The organism is Blastococcus sp. SYSU D00922, assembly GCF_054050495.1.
Window position 1 is genome coordinate 43537 of record NZ_JBJGZL010000014.1, and the last position, 16166, is coordinate 59702.

At 75.4% G+C, this 16166-nt stretch carries 14 protein-coding genes; 7 read left to right on the plus strand and 7 right to left on the minus strand.

What is annotated here, in order from left to right; translation table 11 throughout:
- Positions 1 to 54 precede the first annotated feature (54 nt).
- Positions 55 to 717 carry a membrane protein YczE gene (gene yczE / locus ACI78T_RS17550; RefSeq protein WP_456559407.1) on the plus strand — a complete coding sequence of 221 codons (663 nt, stop codon included), beginning with the start codon at positions 55 to 57 and terminating at the stop codon, positions 715 to 717.
- Here yczE and ACI78T_RS17555 read toward each other — a convergent pair.
- Positions 662 to 1135, minus strand: coding sequence for a VOC family protein (locus ACI78T_RS17555; protein WP_456559408.1), 474 nt, complete (start codon positions 1133 to 1135; stop codon positions 662 to 664). The genes yczE and ACI78T_RS17555 overlap by 56 nt on opposite strands.
- A gap of 27 nt (positions 1136 to 1162) precedes the next feature.
- On the opposite strand from ACI78T_RS17555, the gene ACI78T_RS17560 reads away from it, so the two are divergent.
- Complete coding sequence (locus ACI78T_RS17560) at positions 1163 to 2041, plus strand: helix-turn-helix domain-containing protein (RefSeq protein WP_456559409.1); 879 nt, start codon at positions 1163 to 1165, stop codon at positions 2039 to 2041.
- Here ACI78T_RS17560 and ACI78T_RS17565 read toward each other — a convergent pair.
- The gene (locus tag ACI78T_RS17565; RefSeq protein WP_456559410.1) at positions 1980 to 3107 is read right to left on the minus strand and encodes an MFS transporter; all 1128 of its coding nucleotides are present in this window, start codon (positions 3105 to 3107) and stop codon (positions 1980 to 1982) included. The two genes, ACI78T_RS17560 and ACI78T_RS17565, sit on opposite strands and share 62 nt — an antisense overlap.
- Before the next feature lie 216 nt (positions 3108 to 3323).
- Here ACI78T_RS17565 and ACI78T_RS17570 point away from each other — a divergent pair, with 216 nt between their 5' ends.
- Both ACI78T_RS17570 and ACI78T_RS17575 read left to right on the plus strand, forming a co-directional pair.
- Positions 3324 to 4007 carry a TMEM165/GDT1 family protein gene (locus ACI78T_RS17570; RefSeq protein ID WP_456559411.1) on the plus strand — a complete coding sequence of 228 codons (684 nt, stop codon included), beginning with the start codon at positions 3324 to 3326 and terminating at the stop codon, positions 4005 to 4007.
- 163 nt (positions 4008 to 4170) lie between these two features.
- Positions 4171 to 4923: a MerR family transcriptional regulator gene (locus tag ACI78T_RS17575; protein ID WP_456559412.1), complete on the plus strand. Its 753-nt coding sequence runs from the start codon at positions 4171 to 4173 to the stop codon at positions 4921 to 4923.
- A 16-nt stretch (positions 4924 to 4939) separates the two neighbouring features.
- On the opposite strand, the gene ACI78T_RS17580 is transcribed toward ACI78T_RS17575, so the two are convergent.
- The 3 genes from ACI78T_RS17580 to ACI78T_RS17590 all read right to left on the minus strand — a co-directional run bounded on the left by ACI78T_RS17580 (position 4940) and on the right by ACI78T_RS17590 (position 7983).
- The gene (locus ACI78T_RS17580; RefSeq protein WP_456559413.1) at positions 4940 to 5557 is read right to left on the minus strand and encodes a TMEM175 family protein; all 618 of its coding nucleotides are present in this window, start codon (positions 5555 to 5557) and stop codon (positions 4940 to 4942) included.
- A gap of 39 nt (positions 5558 to 5596) precedes the next feature.
- Positions 5597 to 6391, minus strand: a complete 795-nt coding sequence (locus ACI78T_RS17585; protein WP_456559414.1) for a methyltransferase domain-containing protein — start codon at positions 6389 to 6391, stop codon at positions 5597 to 5599.
- A gap of 71 nt (positions 6392 to 6462) precedes the next feature.
- Positions 6463 to 7983 (minus strand): glycerol-3-phosphate dehydrogenase/oxidase, encoded by a 1521-nt coding sequence (locus ACI78T_RS17590; RefSeq protein WP_456559415.1) that lies wholly within the window; start codon positions 7981 to 7983, stop codon positions 6463 to 6465.
- 35 nt (positions 7984 to 8018) lie between these two features.
- Here ACI78T_RS17590 and ACI78T_RS17595 point away from each other — a divergent pair, with 35 nt between their 5' ends.
- Positions 8019 to 9680 carry an FAD-binding oxidoreductase gene (locus ACI78T_RS17595; protein WP_456559416.1) on the plus strand — a complete coding sequence of 554 codons (1662 nt, stop codon included), beginning with the start codon at positions 8019 to 8021 and terminating at the stop codon, positions 9678 to 9680.
- 52 nt (positions 9681 to 9732) lie between these two features.
- Here the strand turns inward: ACI78T_RS17595 and ACI78T_RS17600 are convergent, their stop codons facing one another.
- Positions 9733 to 11175: an FAD-binding oxidoreductase gene (locus ACI78T_RS17600; protein ID WP_456559417.1), complete on the minus strand. Its 1443-nt coding sequence runs from the start codon at positions 11173 to 11175 to the stop codon at positions 9733 to 9735.
- 203 nt (positions 11176 to 11378) lie between these two features.
- Between ACI78T_RS17600 and ACI78T_RS17605 the strand changes: the two genes are divergently transcribed.
- A complete protein-coding gene (locus tag ACI78T_RS17605) occupies positions 11379 to 14711 on the plus strand; it encodes a BTAD domain-containing putative transcriptional regulator (protein ID WP_456559418.1) in 3333 nt (1110 codons plus the stop codon).
- Between the two features lie 57 nt (positions 14712 to 14768).
- On the opposite strand, the gene ACI78T_RS17610 is transcribed toward ACI78T_RS17605, so the two are convergent.
- Positions 14769 to 15539 carry an SDR family oxidoreductase gene (locus tag ACI78T_RS17610; protein ID WP_456559419.1) on the minus strand — a complete coding sequence of 257 codons (771 nt, stop codon included), beginning with the start codon at positions 15537 to 15539 and terminating at the stop codon, positions 14769 to 14771.
- A gap of 153 nt (positions 15540 to 15692) precedes the next feature.
- Here ACI78T_RS17610 and ACI78T_RS17615 point away from each other — a divergent pair, with 153 nt between their 5' ends.
- Positions 15693 to 16145, plus strand: coding sequence for a DUF7144 family membrane protein (locus ACI78T_RS17615; protein ID WP_456559420.1), 453 nt, complete (start codon positions 15693 to 15695; stop codon positions 16143 to 16145).
- The last annotated feature ends 21 nt before the right edge of the window (positions 16146 to 16166 follow it).

A 16166-nucleotide genomic window follows, 5' to 3' on the forward strand; every position in this document is an offset into this window, starting at 1 on the left:
ACTTCGCCCGATTGGCCCGCACGAACCAGGCCATCGGTCGGTCAGGCTGGGGTGGTGCTGCAGGTTCCCGCCCCGCCGTCCCTGAAGGGCCGCCGGCTCCCCCGCCGCCTCGTGCAGCTCTACGCGGGCCTGGCGCTGTACGGCGTCTCGATGGCGCTGATCGTCCGCTCGGCGCTGGGCAACATGCCGTGGGACGTGCTGCACCAGGGGCTGGCCGACCGGCTGGGCTGGTCGATCGGCACGGTCACGATCGCCGTCGGCGCGCTCGTGCTGCTGACCTGGATCCCGCTGCGCCAGCGGCCGGGGCTGGGCACCGTCAGCAACGTCGTCGTCCTCGGGCTGGCCATGGACGCCACCCTGGCGCTCGTCGCAGCACCGGCGTCCCTGCCCGTCCGGGTCGCGTTCCTGACCTGGGGCGTCCTGCTCAACGCCGTCGCGACCGCGGCCTACATCGGCGTGCGGTTCGGGCCGGGACCCCGGGACGGCCTGATGACCGGCCTGGTCCGGCGCACCGGCGGGTCGGTGCGGCTGGTGCGGACCTCGATCGAGGTCGCCGTCGTCGCCGTCGGCTGGCTGCTCGGCGGCACCCTCGGGCTCGGCACCGTGCTGTACGCCGTCGCCATCGGGCCGCTGGTGCAGCTCCTGCTGCCCCGGCTGACCGTCAGCCCTGCTGGGCACCCCATTCCGCCAGCCGGCGTTCGGCCTCCTCGGGGCTGACGTCCTCGACCTTGGTCATGACCGCCCACCGGTGGCCGAACGGGTCGTAGATGGAGGCGAACCGGTCGCCGGTGACGAAGGTGTCGGGCTTCTCCCGCACGGTCGCCCCGCGCTCGACCGCCTTCGCGAAGACGGCGTCGACGTCGGCGACGTAGATGCAGGTCGAGCCGCTGACCGCGTCGGAGGACCGGTCGGGGACGACGAGGCCGAACTGGTCCATCGGGTCCGACAGCTGCAGCCGGCCCAGGCCGAAGTCGAGCTCGGCGTGCATGACCGTGCCCCCGGGGCCGTCCATGCGGCTGACCAGCGTCGCGCCGAACACCTCCTCGTAGAAGCGGATGGCCTCGCTCGCCGGGGAGCAGACCAGGAACGGGGTCAAGGTGGTGAAGCCCTCGGGCCTGCCATTCGTGATCGTCATGTCCCCGATGCTGCCTAGGCTGCGACCGTGGCGTCTTGGAAGAACGCGACAACCCTCGACCGGGCCGCGACTCTGCGCGGGGTCCTCCGGCCGGCCGAGACCGCCGAGCACGCCGACCTGCGCCGCGACGCCCCGGTCAGCGAGGGGCTGCGGCCGTTCGTCGAGCGGTACTGGTCGGTGCGCTGGGACCTCACGGGCCGGCCCCCGTTCCGCTCCGAGGTGCTCAGCCACCCGAGCGTGAACGTGTCGGTGGAGTCGGGCACCGAGCCGCGCTTCGGCTTCGCGATGCCGGCGGCCCTGCTGCACGGCGTCGTCACCCGGCGCTTCAGCGTCGACCTCACCGGCGCCGGCCGGGTGACCGCGGCGAAGTTCCGCCCGGGCGGCTTCACCGCCCTGACCGGCGCCCTCGTGGGGCGCAACACCGTCGAGCCGCTCGGCGACCGGCTGGGCGTCCCCGCCGCCCGGTTGCTGGCCGACGTGCTGGGCCCCGAGGACGACGACGAGCGCACCGCCGCCCTGGACGCCGCGCTGGCGCCCCTGGCCACCGAGCCGCCCGGCGCCTACCTCGACCTGCTGGGCCTGATCGGCGCGATGATCTCCGACCGCGAGCTGGTCCGGGTCGACCAGGTGGCGGCGCTGGGCGGCATGGGCGTGCGGTCCCTGCAGCGCCTGTTCGCCGGGTACGTGGGCGTCAGCCCCAAGGCGGTGTTGGCCCGCTACCGGCTGCAGGACGCGGCCGCCGCCATCGACGCCGGCGAGGTCGACGACCTGGCGGGCCTCGCCGCGTCACTGGGCTGGTTCGACCAGGCGCACTTCAGCCGCGACTTCCGCGCCGTCGTCGGCGTCACCCCGTCGGCGTACCTGCAGCGGGCGCGCTCGGCTCCCGGGTCCGCAGACCGGCCCTGACGACCGGGACGACGGCGACGACCAGCACGGCCACCGCGAGCGGCCCGCCGAGCGCCCAGGCGGCGAAGACCAGCAGCGAGGCCAGCTCGATGCCCAGCCCCGCCACCGAGGTGATCGTCGCCCGGTGCCGGCTCGCGATGCCGTCCTGCAGCCGCGCCTCCGCGACTACGAGCACGGCGAGGTAGAGGGCGTAGAACACCGCGACGAGCAGCAGCGCGGCCGGCCGGGCCCACAGCGCGGCGGCCGCCAGCAGGCCGGCCGCGACGACCAGCAGCCCGAGCAGGACGCCGCCGCGCAGCCGGTCGGCCCGCCCGCCGAGGGCCGCACCCGCGGCACCGGCCAGCGCGACCACGAGCACCGCGAACGGCACTGCCGTCGTCGGCACCCCCCAGTCGCCGGCCAGGACGGGGAAGTACTCCTCGATCGCGTCCAGGCCCCCGATGAGCGCCACGGCGAGCACCAGCACGCGCAACGACGGCGAGCGGAGCGACTCCAGCACGCCCTGCCGGAGCGGCTCCTCCTCGTCGTCGTCCTCCGTGCGCGGTGCCTCGGGGAACCGGAGGGCGAGGGCCGCGGCGGCCAGGCAGACGGCGACGCTCGCCCAGCCGACCAGCGGGTAGCCGCCGACGGCGAACAGCGCGCTCGCGGCGAACGCCGTCGGGATCTGCACGAGGAGCTCGGCCGACGTCATCCAGCCGTTGACCCGGGCATAGGAGTCTCCGGCGCCGACCGCGACCAGCCCGTCGTAGACCAGCGCCTCGCTCGCACCGGAGACCAGTGCGCCCGCGAGCCCCCAGATCACGAAGCCGGTGGCGAATGCCCAGGTCTGCGGTGCCGCCGTCCACACCGCGAAGCCGGCCGCCTGCAGGACGCCGGCCAGGACGACGACCCCGCGGCGGGACCACCGGTCGGCGAGCACGCCGGCGGGCACCTCGGCGACGAACGAGGTGATCGACCAGACGGCGAACAGCATCGAGATCTGGGCGCCGGACAGGCCGGTGTCGAGGAAGAGCAGCGCGTAGAGCGGGTACAGCGGCACCAGCTCGGACAGCGCTGCCCAGCTCACCGCCAGGCGGGCGAGCGGCCGGGCGGCGGGCGGGAGTGCGTTCGGGGACGGGCGTCAACGGAACGGCATGTGCGGAGGCTAACGCCGGTCCACCGCGCTCGCAGCTGATTTCGCCCGCTACTCTCGTCGCCGAAGGGGAGTAGCCCCCCGTCCGCTGGTCGACATGCTGGCGCGCCCTCCGTGGCCGCCCGGTCAGCGGGTCCACGCCTCGCGTGGATGGGCGAGACCTTCGACCAGCAGCCCCGCGCTGCCCGGTCGGAGGCTGCCCGCGCTCCGCCCGGCGGCGCCCAGCGGAGGAGAAGTCTCGTGGTCCTGTCGGTCATCGCGACCGCGTTCATCCTGGTGCTCCCCGTCGAGCTCCCGGACAAGACGCTGTTCGCGAGCCTCGTCCTCGCCACCCGCTTCCCACCGCTGCCGGTGTTCGTGGGCGTCGGCGCGGCGTTCGGCCTGCAGGTGGCGATCGCGGTCACCGCCGGGTCGCTGCTCTCGCTCCTGCCGGACGCGCTGGTCAGCGGCATCGTCGCCGTCCTCTTCCTGGTCGGCGCCGTGATCCTCTGGCGCAGCGCGACCAGCGGCGCCGAGGACGAGGACCTCGACGAGACGAAGCAGGGGACCTCGTTCTTCCGGGTCGCCGCCATCTCCTTCGGCGTCCTGTTCGCCGCCGAGTGGGGGGACCTCTCGCAGCTGGCCACCGCGGGCCTGGCCGCGCGCCTGGACGAGCCGCTGTCGGTGTTCGTCGGCGCCTGGGCCGCGCTGCTCGTCGTCTCCGCGCTGGCGGTGTTCCTCGGCAAGAAGCTGGCCGACCGGCTGCCGATCGCGCTCATCCGCCGGGTAGCGGCCGGCCTCTTCCTCGTCTTCGCGGTGGTCGCGGCGATCGAGACGATCCGCGCCCTCACCTGACCCCGCGTCCGCCTTCCGCCCGGATGCGGATGCGGGCGGGAATCCGGCCCCTGATTCCCGCTCCCATGCGCAACGGCGCGACATCGGGCTCGGAAGTGACGCTTGACCCTGACGTTGCGTCAGGCTGTTCCCTTCTCCTCGTCAACAGGAGGGAGGGACCGCGGTGAACGTGGGTGAGGTGGCCGCGCTGGCCGGCGTCACGGTGCGCACGCTGCACCACTACGACCGGATCGGGCTGCTGTCGCCGTCCGGCCGGACGGCGTCGGGCTACCGGCAGTACGCGCCGGCCGACCTGGACCGGCTGCACCAGGTGCTGCTCTACCGCGAGCTCGGGTTCCCCCTCGAGGAGGTCGCGACCCTGCTCGACGACCCGTCCGCCGACCCCGAGGCGCACCTGCGCCGGCAGCACCGGCTGCTGCGGGACCGGCTGGAGCGGACGTCGGCCATGGTCGCGGCCGTCGAGAAGGAGATGGAGGCACGGTCGATGGGGATCTCCCTGACCCCGGAGGAGCGGTTCGAGGTGTTCGGCGAGCACGACCCGGCGCAGTACGAGGCCGAGGTCGAGGAGCGCTGGGGCGACACGGATGCCTACGCGGAGTCGAGGCGGAAGACCGCGGCGTACTCCAAGGAGGACTGGGTCCGGATCAAGGCCGAGATGGAGGACATCGGCAACCGCTTCGTGGCGGCGATGCGCTCCGGCGCGGCGCCGGACTCCGAGCGAGCCATGGACGTCGCGGAGGACAACCGGCAGCACATCAGCCGCTGGTTCTACGAGTGCTCGCCCGAGATGCACGCGGGCCTCGGCCGCATGTACGTCGAGGACGAGCGGTTCACCGCCACCTACGAGGCCATGGCACCCGGGCTCGCGCGGTACGTGAGCACCGCCGTCCAGGCCAACGCCGCCCGCCAGGGCTGAGCACGGCGCCCGCCGTTCAGGCGGGCGCCGCGCGCCGGCGGTTCAGCAGGCGGGTGACCACCGGCGCCGCGAACAGCAGCAGCAGCGACCACATGCCCACGGACGGGACGGCGAAGGCCAGGACGAGCGCCACGAGCATCGTCCCGACGGTCACCAGGCCGGGGACCAGGTCGCGGTGCTCCGCCGCCCCCGGCCCGCGGATGCCCGGCGAGCGCGCGATCACCGCGTGCATCGCGAGGCCCGCGAGGCTGGTGACGGCCAGCGTCCCGATGTACACGACGGGCGCCCAGACGTCGTCCGACCCGACGACCCCGATCAGCTCGGTGGGGTAGGGCAGGAAGACGATGCCGATCAGCCAGACCAGGTTGAGCCAGAACAGCGTGCCGGTCATCTCGCGGACGCCGTTGAACACCGAGTGGTGGATCAGCCAGAACCGGCCGACGACGACGAAGCTCAGCACGAACGCGCCGAACTGCTGGCCGGCGGCCCCCAGCATCTCCCCGACGGTCGCGCCGGGCATCGAGTCGATCTGGTCGACCAGCGGCAGCACCAGCAGCGTCGCCGCGATCGCGACGACCGCGTCGCTCAGGTTGACCAGCCGCGTCACGTCCCGGCTCGGGCCCTCACCCTCCATGCGCCGCGAGCGTAGGGGCCGAAGTGGCCACTTCGGCCCTCAGACGCGGATGAGCAGCTCGCCGTGGAGCATGCCGAGCCAGCCGTCGTCGGCCTCCGACCAGCGCAGCCAGGCGGCGGCGATCTCGTCCAGCTCGCCGGGCGTGGCCAGGCCGTAGCGGAGCGCCTGCTCGGCGAACGCGGACGCCGTCGCCCGGCCGGCCCACGAGCGCCCCCACCACTCCCGCTCCTCGGGCGAGGCGTAGCAGTAGGTGCCGGCCGAGCTCGTGACGTCGCGCAGCCCGGCGGCGTGCGCCCACGACAGCAGCCGCCGTCCGGCGTCGGGCTCGGCGCCGTTGGCTCGCGCCACCCGGTGGTAGAGATCCAGCCAGCGGTCCAGACCGGGGTCGGCCGGGAAGGTGACGAACGCGCCGTAGTCCACGTCGCGGACGGCGATCACCCCGCCGGGCCGGCACACGCGCGCCATCTCGCGCAGCGCGGCCACCGGGTCGGTGAGGTGCTGCAGCACCTGGTGCGCGTGCACGACGTCGAAGGTGTCGTCGTCCGCGGCCAGCGCGTACACGTCACCGACCTCGAAGGTCACCGCCACACCGGCGCGCTCGGCCGCGGCCCGCGCCTCGGCCAGCGGGTCGGCCGAGACGTCGATGCCCACGACGCGCCCCGGAGCCACCCGGGCGGCGAGGTCGATGGTGATCGTGCCCGGCCCGCACCCCACGTCGAGCAGGTCGAGGCCCGGCCGGAGAACCGGCGCGAGGTAGGCGGCGGAGTTCTCCACCGTGCGCCAGCGGTGGGACTGCAGGACGGAGTCGGCGTGCCCGTGCGTGTACGTGTCCACGGTGCAGTCCTACTCCGCCGTCCCAGTCAGCGGAACTCCGTTCCCGCATCGTGAGACGCCGCCGGTTCGGCTCAGAGCTCGGCGGCGAGCACCTCTTCGGCCACCGGGACGGCCCGCTCGCGGTCGGCCGGCACCAGCCCGAACCGGGTGCGCCGGTCGAGCAGGTCGGCCACCGTCCGCGCCCCCTCGTACCGGACGGCGAACCGCAGCTCCCCCACCGTCTCCGGCCGGCCCGCCACCACGGCGGCCGGCCCCAGCACCTCGACCACCGGCGCCTCCGTCCCGTACCGCGCCACGAGGCGCTGCGGGGCGCCCACCCGCTCGAGCGCGGGCCGCGGCGCCGCGCCGAGCAGCGGCAGCCGTCCGGTCACCGACCGCGCGGAACCCCGGCCGAGCCGGGCGACGACCGCGTCGACCGTCTCCTCCGCCATCGCCCGGTAGGTGGTGAGCTTGCCCCCGACCACCGAGAGGACCGCTCCGTCCCACTGCAGCAGGTGCTTGCGGGAGAGGTCGGCCGTCGCGTCCCCCGGCCCGGTGCCCGCCGACGCCGGGAGCACCAGCGGGCGCAACCCGGCGTAGGCGCCGACCAGGTCGTCGCGCGTGAGCGGCACGGCCAGCACCTGGTTCACCGTCTCGAGCAGCTGGGCGACCTCGGCGTCGCTGGGCACCGGGTCGTCGTCGGGGACCGGGCCGTCGACCGGCTCGTCGGTGAGACCGAGGTAGACCAGCCCGTCGGCCTGCGGCAGGGCGAACACGTACCGGGAGCGCGAGCCGGGCAGCGGCACGGTCAGCGCCGCCGAGGGCGAGCCGAGCACCGGCCCCGGGACGACGAGGTGCGACCCGCGCGAGGGCACCAGCCGGATCGACGGCGACAGCCGCTGCGCCCAGACCCCGGCCGCGTTCACGACCACGCCGGCCCGCAGCGACACCGACGACCCGTCGACGGCCACGTGCACCTCGGCGCCGTCCACACCCGTGACCTCGGCGCCGGTCAGCACCCGGGCGCCGTAGGCCGCGGCGGTGCGGGCCAGCGCCACGACCAGCCGGGCGTCGTCCACCAGCTGCCCGTCCCAGAAGACGACGCCGCCGCGACCGGACCGCACGCCCGGCACCAGCCGGGACACCTCGTCGGACGACACCCGCCGCGTCGACGGCAGCGAGCCCCGGCCCCCGGGGACCGACAGGCGGATGAGGTCCGCCGCGCGGCCGCCCGCCTCGGCCAGGGCGGTGACGTCGCGGCCGGCGACGTCCGGGACGAGGAACGGCAGCCGCCGCACCAGGTGAGGCGCGGTCGAGCCCATCAGGACGGCGCGCTCGCGGGCGCTCTCTCGCGCCAGCCCGATCTCGCCGTGCGCCAGGTACCGCAGCCCGCCGTGCACCAGCTTCGACGACCAGCGGCTCGTCCCGGCTGCGAGGTCGGCGCGCTCCAGCAGGACGACGGACAGCCCGCGGCTCGCGGCGTCCAGGGCCACCCCCGCGCCGGTCACGCCGGCGCCCACGACGACGACGTCGACAGCGCTGCCGTCGAGCCCGTCGACGTCCTGCGCCCGGCGGGCCGGGGAGAGCGCCCCGGGCAGCGAGGCGGTCACCATGATCGCTCCGGATGCGGCACCGGCAGACTGTAGCCGTGGCAACGCAGCCGGAACTGACGATCCAGGGCTGGGGTCCGGCCGACCCCACGCCGTCCAGCGGTCCGGACGGCGGCCTCGACGGCACGCTGCCGAAGGCCGCCCGCCGCTACCTGACCCGCGAGCTGGGCTGGTCCCCGCGGCCCACCCGGCCGGTCGCCGTCGACGACATCCAGCTGGCGCCGAGCCGGCTGCCCGACGAGGCGCGCACCCGCCTGGTCGAGCTGCTGGGCGAGGACAACGTCCGCACCGACCGCGAGTCCCGCCTGCGCCGGGCCGGGGGCAAGAGCTACCTCGACCTGCTCCGCCGCCGCGAGGGCGACGCCTCCGACGCCCCGGACGCCGTCGTGCTGCCGGGCACCACCGAGGAGACGGCCGCGCTGCTCGCCGCGTGCAGCGGGCTCGGCATCGTCGTCGTCCCCTTCGGCGGCGGGACGAGCGTCGTCGGCGGGCTGGCCGGCGTCGACCCCGACGACCGGCCCTCGATCGCGGTCGACCTGGGCCGCATGGCGTCGGTGCAGTCGGTCGACGTGCCGTCGTCCCTGGTCACCGTCGGGCCCGGCATGCGCGGGCCGGCGCTGGAGCAGGCCCTCGACAAGCAGGGGCTCACCTTCGGCCACCTGCCGCAGAGCTGGGAGTTCGCCACGCTCGGCGGGTACGCCGCCACCCGCTCGGCCGGCCAGAACAGCACCGGCGTGGGCCGCTTCGACGAGCTCGTCGCCGGGCTGACGCTGGCCACGCCGTCCGGCGTCCTGGAGCTCGGCCACCCGCCCGCGACGGCGGCCGGCCCCGACCTGCTCGGCCTCGCCCTGGGCTCCGAGGGGACGCTGGGGATCATCACCGAGCTGACCCTGCGCGTCCGCCCCAAGCCGGCCACCGGGGCGTACGAGGGCTGGTCGTTCCGCTCGTGGGCGGCGGGGCTGGCCGCGCTGCAGCAGCTCGCCCGGCACGACCTGCTGCCAGACATCGTCCGGCTCTCGGACGCCGACGAGACCCGCGCCAACCTGCTCATGGCCTCCGGCACCGGCGCCCGGCTGCTGCGCGGGAGCCTGAAGGCGCGCGGCCACGGCGACGGCTGCCTGCTCCTGCTGGGCTGGGAGGGCCTGCCGGCGATGGTCCGGGCGCGGGAGAAGGCGGCCGCTTCCCTGCTGCGCGACGGCGGCGCGATCCGGCTCGGCACGAAGGTCGCCCAGTCGTGGAAGAAGAACCGCTTCCACGCCCCCTACCTGCGCGACCGGCTCCTGGACGGCGGCCTGCTGGTCGAGACCCTGGAGACCGCGGCAACCTGGAGCGCGCTGCCCACCGTCTACGACGCCGTCCGGCGGGCCCTGCGCGACTCGCTGACCCGTGAGGGACGACGTCCGCTGATCATGAGCCACGTCTCGCACGGCTACCCGACCGGCGCCTCGCTGTACGTCACCGTGCTCGCCGACCGCGACGACGCGCTGCCCATCCAGCAGTGGCTGACGGCCAAGCGCGCGGCGACGGACGCGCTCCTGGGGGCGGGCGGGACACTCACCCACCACCACGCCGTCGGGGCCGACCACCGCCCCTGGATGGAGCGCGAGGTCGGCCCGCTCGGCGTCGAGGTGCTGCGCGCCGTCAAGGAACGGCTCGACCCCAACGGCATCTGCAACCCGGGCGTGCTGCTCCCCGAGTGACGCGTCGGCGCCGCGGACCTGGGTCAGGGGTCCGCGGCGCCGTCGGCATCTCTCAGATCGCGTGGCCGAACGTGAAGATCCCGGCCGGGTCGACCTGGGCCTTGACCGCCCGCAGCCGCTCGATGGTCTCGGGCAGGTAGGCCGCGGCGACCTCCTCGGGGCCGGACACCTCGCCCAGGAAGTTGACCATCGTCTCCGGCGCCTTCCACGGGGCGAGCGTCCCGAGCACGCCCTTGCCCACCATGGGCACGACCTGCGCCAGCTCCGGGATGCCGGGGCCGACGACCTCGACGGCGAAGGCGCCGCTGCGCCCGGCGACCGCGTTCGGCACCTTGGGCTGCCGGCCGAGCGCCCCGCCCATGAGCCGGATCTCGGTCATGAACAGGGGGATCTCGACCTGCGGCCCGGCGGCGGCGAGCAGGGCGTCGACGGCCTCCTCCGGCAGCTCGGTGAGCAGCATGCCCTTCTCCCAGGCCGGCATCGGGTCGACCGGGTCCATGTGGATGGAGTCCATCTCGTCGGTCCGGATCGGCCCGACGTAGCCCATGACGATGGTGCCGAGGATCTTCATCGGCGAGAGCAGCTTCTCCGCCTCCGCGTGATCGGTGCCCGAGTAGGCGTAGCGGAGGTGGACGACGGTCTGACCGCGCAGCGGCGGGGGCAGCTCCTCCATGGGAGGCATCCGCATCACGGCGATCGAGGTCCCGACCTCCTCCGGCAGCGTCGGGGCCCACTGGCGGAACCGGTGCAGCAGCGCCGGTGCGTCGTCGCCGGTGAAGAAGATGCCGCCGGCGTACAGCGAACCGACCGGCACGAGGTCGATCTCGATGGCGGTGACGATGCCGAAGTTGCCCTTGCCGCCGCGGACGGCCCAGAACAGCTCGGGCTCGCTGTCGGCGGAGGCGCGACGCAGCCGGCCGTCGGCGGTGACGATCTCGACGGCCTGCACGTGGTCGGCGGCGAAGCCGAACCGGCGGCTGAGGGAACCCATGCCACCGCCCAGCGTGTAGCCGACGACGCCGACGTCGGAGGTCGAGCCGCACAGGCCGGTGAGCCCGTGGTCGGCGGCGCCCTCCAGGACCTTCTTCCACTTCACGCCGGCCTCGACGCGGGCGACGCGGCGGTCGGGGTCGATGCTCATGCCCTGCATCCGCCGGGTGGTGATCATCAGCGAGCCGGCCGCGTTGCTGACCGGCCCGTGGCCGGTGGCCTGGACGGCGACGCGCAGGTCGTGCGCCACGGCCCAGGAGACGGCGGCGGCGACGTCCTCGGCGCAGGTGGCGCCGACGGCGACGGCCGGCGTGTGCTGGACGGCGACGTTCCAGGTGGCGACCTCGGCGGCCATGCCGTCGTCGCCGGCCACGTAGACGGGGCCGTGGACCTGGCTGCGCAGCTCGTCAACCGCGCCGGCCGGGAACGACGGGACGAGGGTGTCGAGCACCGCGTCGCTCATGACGGCGGACGGCAACGGCTCGGGCTTCTCGGTGAGACTCATCGGGGAGGGCTTTCCTCTTCGCGGCCGCGGCGGTGGCCGCGGATCGGGGGGCTCGGCGGTGGTGACCGCGCGGCCCGTTCGGACGTCGGAAGAGTCGCGGCGCCCCCTTGGCGGATACTTGGACCGCACTTGGACGCCGACTTGCGGCGCACCGCGAGCAAAGGGGTGCCGCCGACGCCGGAGCGCTGGAAGCATCCCGCCCCGTGCGTTTCCGAGTCCTCGGCCCGCTCGAGGTCACGGGTCCCGACGGCAGGCCGCTCGACGTCGGTGGGGCCAAGCCCCGTGCACTGCTGACCCTCCTGCTCGCCGAGCCCGGCCGCGTCGTCGGCATCGACCGCATCGTGGCGACGCTCTGGGGCGACGACCCGCCGCCGACGGTGACCGGCACCCTGCAGGCCTACGTCTCCCACCTCCGGCGGGTGCTCGAGCCCGAGCGCGGGCCGCGCGAGGCGCCCACCGTGCTGCTCACCCGCCCGCCGGGCTACCTGCTCCGGGTCGAGGTCGCCGACCTGGACCTGCTGCGCTTCCCGGAGCTGGTCGAGGCCGGTGACCGCGCCGTCGGGGCCGGGGACGCGGTCGCCGGCATCGCGCTCCTGGACGAGGCGCTCGCCCTGTGGCGGGGCGAGCCGCTGGCCGAGCTGGGCGACTCCCCCGCGGCCGGCACCGACCGGCTCCGCCTGACCGAGCTGCACGTCCGGGCGCGCGAGCGCCGGTGCGACGCCCTGCTCGCCGCCGGTCGGGCGGAGGCCGCGGTCGCCGACCTGCAGCGCCTGGTCGCGGAGCACCCCCTGCGCGAGCGGTTGTGGGCCCGGCTGGTCACCGCGCTCTACGCCGCCGACCGGCAGGCCGAGGCCCTGGACGCCCTCCGCCGCTGCGCCGAGCTGCTGCGCGACGAGCTGGGCATCGACCCCGGCCCGGAGCTCCGGGACCTCGAACGGGCCGTGCTGAACCAGGACCCGCGGCTGCTGGAGCGGCTGCCCCGGCCGGTGCTGCCCGCGAGCCCGGCGCCGTCCCCGACCCTCGCACCGGGCGACGAGCTCCTGGTCGGGCGCGCCGCCGAGCTCGCCCAGCTGCAGGCGGTGGCCGAGCAGGTCGGGGCCGGGCGGCCGGCCGTCGTCGTCCTGGAGGGCGAGGCCGGGATCGGGAAGACCCGGCTGGCCGAGGCCGCCGCGGACGCCGGCCGGTCGGCCGGGTGGTCGGTGGCGTGGAGCCGGTGCGCCGACGACGCCGGCGCTCCGGCGCTCTGGCCGTGGACGCAGGTGCTCGAGCAGCTCGGCCAGGACGAGCTCACCCTCCGGCCCCAGTCGGACGACGACGACCCCGACGCGGCACGGTTCCGGCTGTTCCAGGACCTGCGCGGCCGGCTGAAGGCCGCGGCGGGCGGCGCGCCGGTGCTCGTGGTGCTCGACGACCTGCAGGGCGCCGACACCACCTCGGTCCAGCTGCTCGGCCTGCTCGCGCGGCACCTGCCGCGCGCGCCGGTGCTGCTGGTCGTCACCGCGCGGACCGTGGGCGAGCAGCTGCCGGAGGCGGTCACCGACTGCCTGGCGCGCCTGGCCCGCGAGCCGTCGGCCACCTGCCTGCGGCTGTCCGGGCTGGACGCCGACGAGGTCGCCGCGCTGCTGGCCGCCCAGCTGGGCTCCCCCGGCGACCGCTCGCTGGCGACCGCCGTCCACGACCGCACCGGCGGCAACCCGTTCTTCGTCGTCGAGCTGTCCCGGTGGATGGTGGGCGCCCACGACCTGCACCTCGACCACGCGCCCGTGCCGCCGTCGGTCGGCGAGGTGCTGCGCACCCGGGTGGGCCGCCTCCCCGCGGCGACCCGGGAGGTGCTCGAGCTGTGCGCGGTGGCCGGCCGCGAGGTGACCCTGGACCTGCTGGAGGCGGCGCGGGTACCGGCGGAGGAAGCGCTCGGCGCGCTCGACTCCGCGGTCGCCGTCGGCCTGGTGGTCGAGGGCTCCCGGCCCTGGAGCTGGCGGTTCACGCACGCGCTGGTCCAGGAGGTGCTGGTCGGCGACCTCCCCGCGCTGCGCCGGGCCCGCCTGCACGCTCGGCTGGGCGAGGCACTGGAGCGCCGGATCGCCACGACGACGGACGACGCCCTGGTGGAGCGGCTGGCGTACCACTTCGTCGAGGCCCTGCCGGTCAGCGGGCCGGCGCCCGCGCGGATGTACTCGGCGGCGGCCGCCCGCGCCGCCCGGGCCCGGCTGGCGCACGGGGAGGCGGCGGTGCACACCCGCCGCGCGCTGGAGCTGGTCGACCCGGCCGAGCCGGACGCCGCCCGCACCCGGCACGACCTGCTGACCGCGCTGGGCAACGACCTGCTGCGCAGCGGCTCGCGGACCGAGGCCCGCGAGGTGGTGGCCCAGGCGATCACGGTCGCGCGCCAGCTCGGCGACCGCGCCTGCCTGGCGCAGGCGGCCGCGGTCTGGGGCAGCGTCACCGTCTGGAACTGGCGCCCGCACGGCGTGGTGGACGACGACATGGTCGCCCTGCTCGAGGACCTGCTCGCCGACGGCGCCGAGGACCGCACCACCGTCCAGCTGCTGGGCACGCTCGGCGTGGAGCTGGCGTTCAGCGCCGACGACCGCGGGGTCCGCGCAGCCCGGCAGGCGATCGAGACCGCGCGCTGCATCGGCGACCCCGAGCTGCTCGGGCGGGCGCTGAACAACTTCTGCCTCGCGGTCTGGGGCCGACCCGGCGCCGCCGAGCTGCGGCTGGCCGCGGCCGACGAGTCGCTGGCGATGGTGGGCTCCGGGCTGCCGCGCTGGACGGAGTTCGTGGCTCGGCTGCACCGGGCGGCGATCCGGCTGCACCTCACCGACCTCGCCGGCTTCGAGGCCGACCACGCCGAGGCCCGGCGGCTCGCCGTCTCGCTGAGCGGCCCGGAGATCCGGCCGCACGTCCTCTGGCAGGCGGGCGGGCTGGCCTGGCTGCGGGGGAACGCGGAGCGCGCGGAGGAGCTGACCACCGAGGCGTACGAGCTGTACCGCCGGGTCACCCCGCACGCGCGGCACGCCTACGCCGCGCACCAGTTCACCCTGCGCCGCGCCGACGGGCGGCTGGCCGAGGTCATCCCGCTGCTGGTCGAGACCGGGGACGAGGGCAGCCCGCTGCTGCAGGAGATGGCGGTGCTGGCCGCGGCCGAGTCCGGTGACCTCGGGGAGGCGAGGCGGCTGCGGGCCCGGTGGGGGCGCACGCGGATCCGCGACTGGGCCAGCGACGTCGCCGTCCTGCTGCAGGCGGAGTCGGCGCTGCGGCTGGGCGACGCGCCGGAGTGGGCGTCGGCGGTGGAGTCGCTGCTCCCCTACCGCGGGCGGCAGGCGGTGCTCGGGACGCCGGCGCTCACCCTGGGCGCGTACGACGAGCTGCTCGGCCGGATCGCCGAGCGCCGCGGCGACCTCTCCACCGCGCGGCAGTGGTGGCGCGGGGCGCGCGAGCAGGGCGTGCTGGTCGGCTCCCCGCACCAGGTGGCGCTGGCGGACGCGCACCTGGCCCGCGTCGCCGCCCAGCCCGCCACCTCGTCCTCGCGGTAGGCCGGTCGAACACGCGGTGGACGGCGTGGACGGCTGCCGTACCGCGTGGTCGACCCGTCAGCGGGTGGTGGCGATCCCGCCGTCGACGGGGATGACGGCGCCGGTGACGTAGGCGCCGGCCCGGCTGGACAGGTAGACGACGACGCCGGCCATGTCGTCGGGCCGCCCGATCCGGCCCAGCGGGGCGCGGGCCGCGATCTCCGCGCCGAAGGCGTCCAGCGTGGCGGCCATCATCTTGGACTCGAACGGGCCGGGGGCGACCGCGTTGACGGTGATCCCGCGCGGCCCCAGCTCCTTGGCGAGCACCCGCGTCAGGTGGTGCAGCGCCGCCTTGCTCGACGAGTACGAGTACGTGTGCATCGGCGGGACGTGCAGCCCGTCGATGCTGCCGACGTTCACGACGCGCGCCGGGTCGCCCTCCTCGCCGGCCGCCTCCAGCAGCGGGAGGAACGCGCGGGTGAGGAAGAACGGGCTCTTCAGGTTGAGGTCGACCACCTTGTCCCACGCCGAGGACGGGAACTCCTCGAGCGACGGCGCTCCCCACGTCGCGCCGGCGTTGTTGACCAGGACGTGCACCTCGTCCTCCCGCTCCCCGACCGCCTGGGCGAGGCGGACGCACTCCTCCTCGCGGGAGAGGTCGGCGGGGATCGAGCGGACCGTCCCGAACGCCCCCAGCTCGGCGACGGCGGCGTCGCCGGCCTCGGCCTTGCGGGAGCTGATGTAGACGCGGGCGCCGGCCTGGAGCAGACCGCGGGCCATCATCAGGCCGATCCCCCGGGTGCCACCGGTGACGACGGCCACCTTGCCGGTCAGGTCGAACAGGTCCACGCGGTACCTCCGGTCGTGCGGGCCGGCCGCACTGCCGACCTCTCCCGCACCCTAGCCAGCCCGGCCGGGACCCTCGCGGCTCACCTGCTGCGGACGATGCGGCGGGCCGACCTGGCGCAGCACCATCCCGTGCACCGGCGGGAGGAGAGAACGATGACCCAGCAGTCGGACTGGCAGGCGGAAGCGGGCATCGGTCCGCGGCGATCGGTGGGGCAGGGCCCCACGGGCTGGATGGCGTGGATCTCGTTCGCCGGCGTGCTGCTCGTCGTCGTGGGGCTGCTGCAGGCCATGCAGGGCCTGGCGGCGCTCCTGGACGAGAGCTTCTACGTCGTGGGCCGGAGCGGCCTGGTGGTCGAGCTGGACTACACGGTGTGGGGCTGGACGCACCTGCTGCTGGGCATCGTCGCGATCCTCACCGCGGCCGGCCTGCTGGCGGGCAACACCGTGGCGCGGGTCGTGGGTGTCGTCCTGGCCGGCCTGAGCGCCCTGGTGAACCTCGCGTTCCTGCCGGCCTACCCCTGGTGGTCGACGATCGTCATCGCCTTCGACGTCCTCGTCATCTACGCGCTCACCGTGCACGGCGGGGAGATGCGGCGCAGCCGCTGACCCGGTGGGTGGCGGGCCGCC

What these genes read in the sequence shown, in the direction of transcription:
- ACI78T_RS17570 (WP_456559411.1), top strand. Translation starts at nt 3,324, where the DNA reads ATGGGCGAGACCTTCGACCAGCAGCCCCGCGCTGCCCGGTCGGAGGCT.
- ACI78T_RS17615 (WP_456559420.1), top strand. Translation starts at nt 15,693, where the DNA reads ATGACCCAGCAGTCGGACTGGCAGGCGGAAGCGGGCATCGGTCCGCGG.
- ACI78T_RS17590 (WP_456559415.1), bottom strand. Translation starts at nt 7,983, where the DNA reads ATGGTGACCGCCTCGCTGCCCGGGGCGCTCTCCCCGGCCCGCCGGGCG.
- ACI78T_RS17580 (WP_456559413.1), bottom strand. Translation starts at nt 5,557, where the DNA reads ATGGAGGGTGAGGGCCCGAGCCGGGACGTGACGCGGCTGGTCAACCTG.
- ACI78T_RS17600 (WP_456559417.1), bottom strand. Translation starts at nt 11,175, where the DNA reads ATGAGTCTCACCGAGAAGCCCGAGCCGTTGCCGTCCGCCGTCATGAGC.
- ACI78T_RS17555 (WP_456559408.1), bottom strand. Translation starts at nt 1,135, where the DNA reads ATGACGATCACGAATGGCAGGCCCGAGGGCTTCACCACCTTGACCCCG.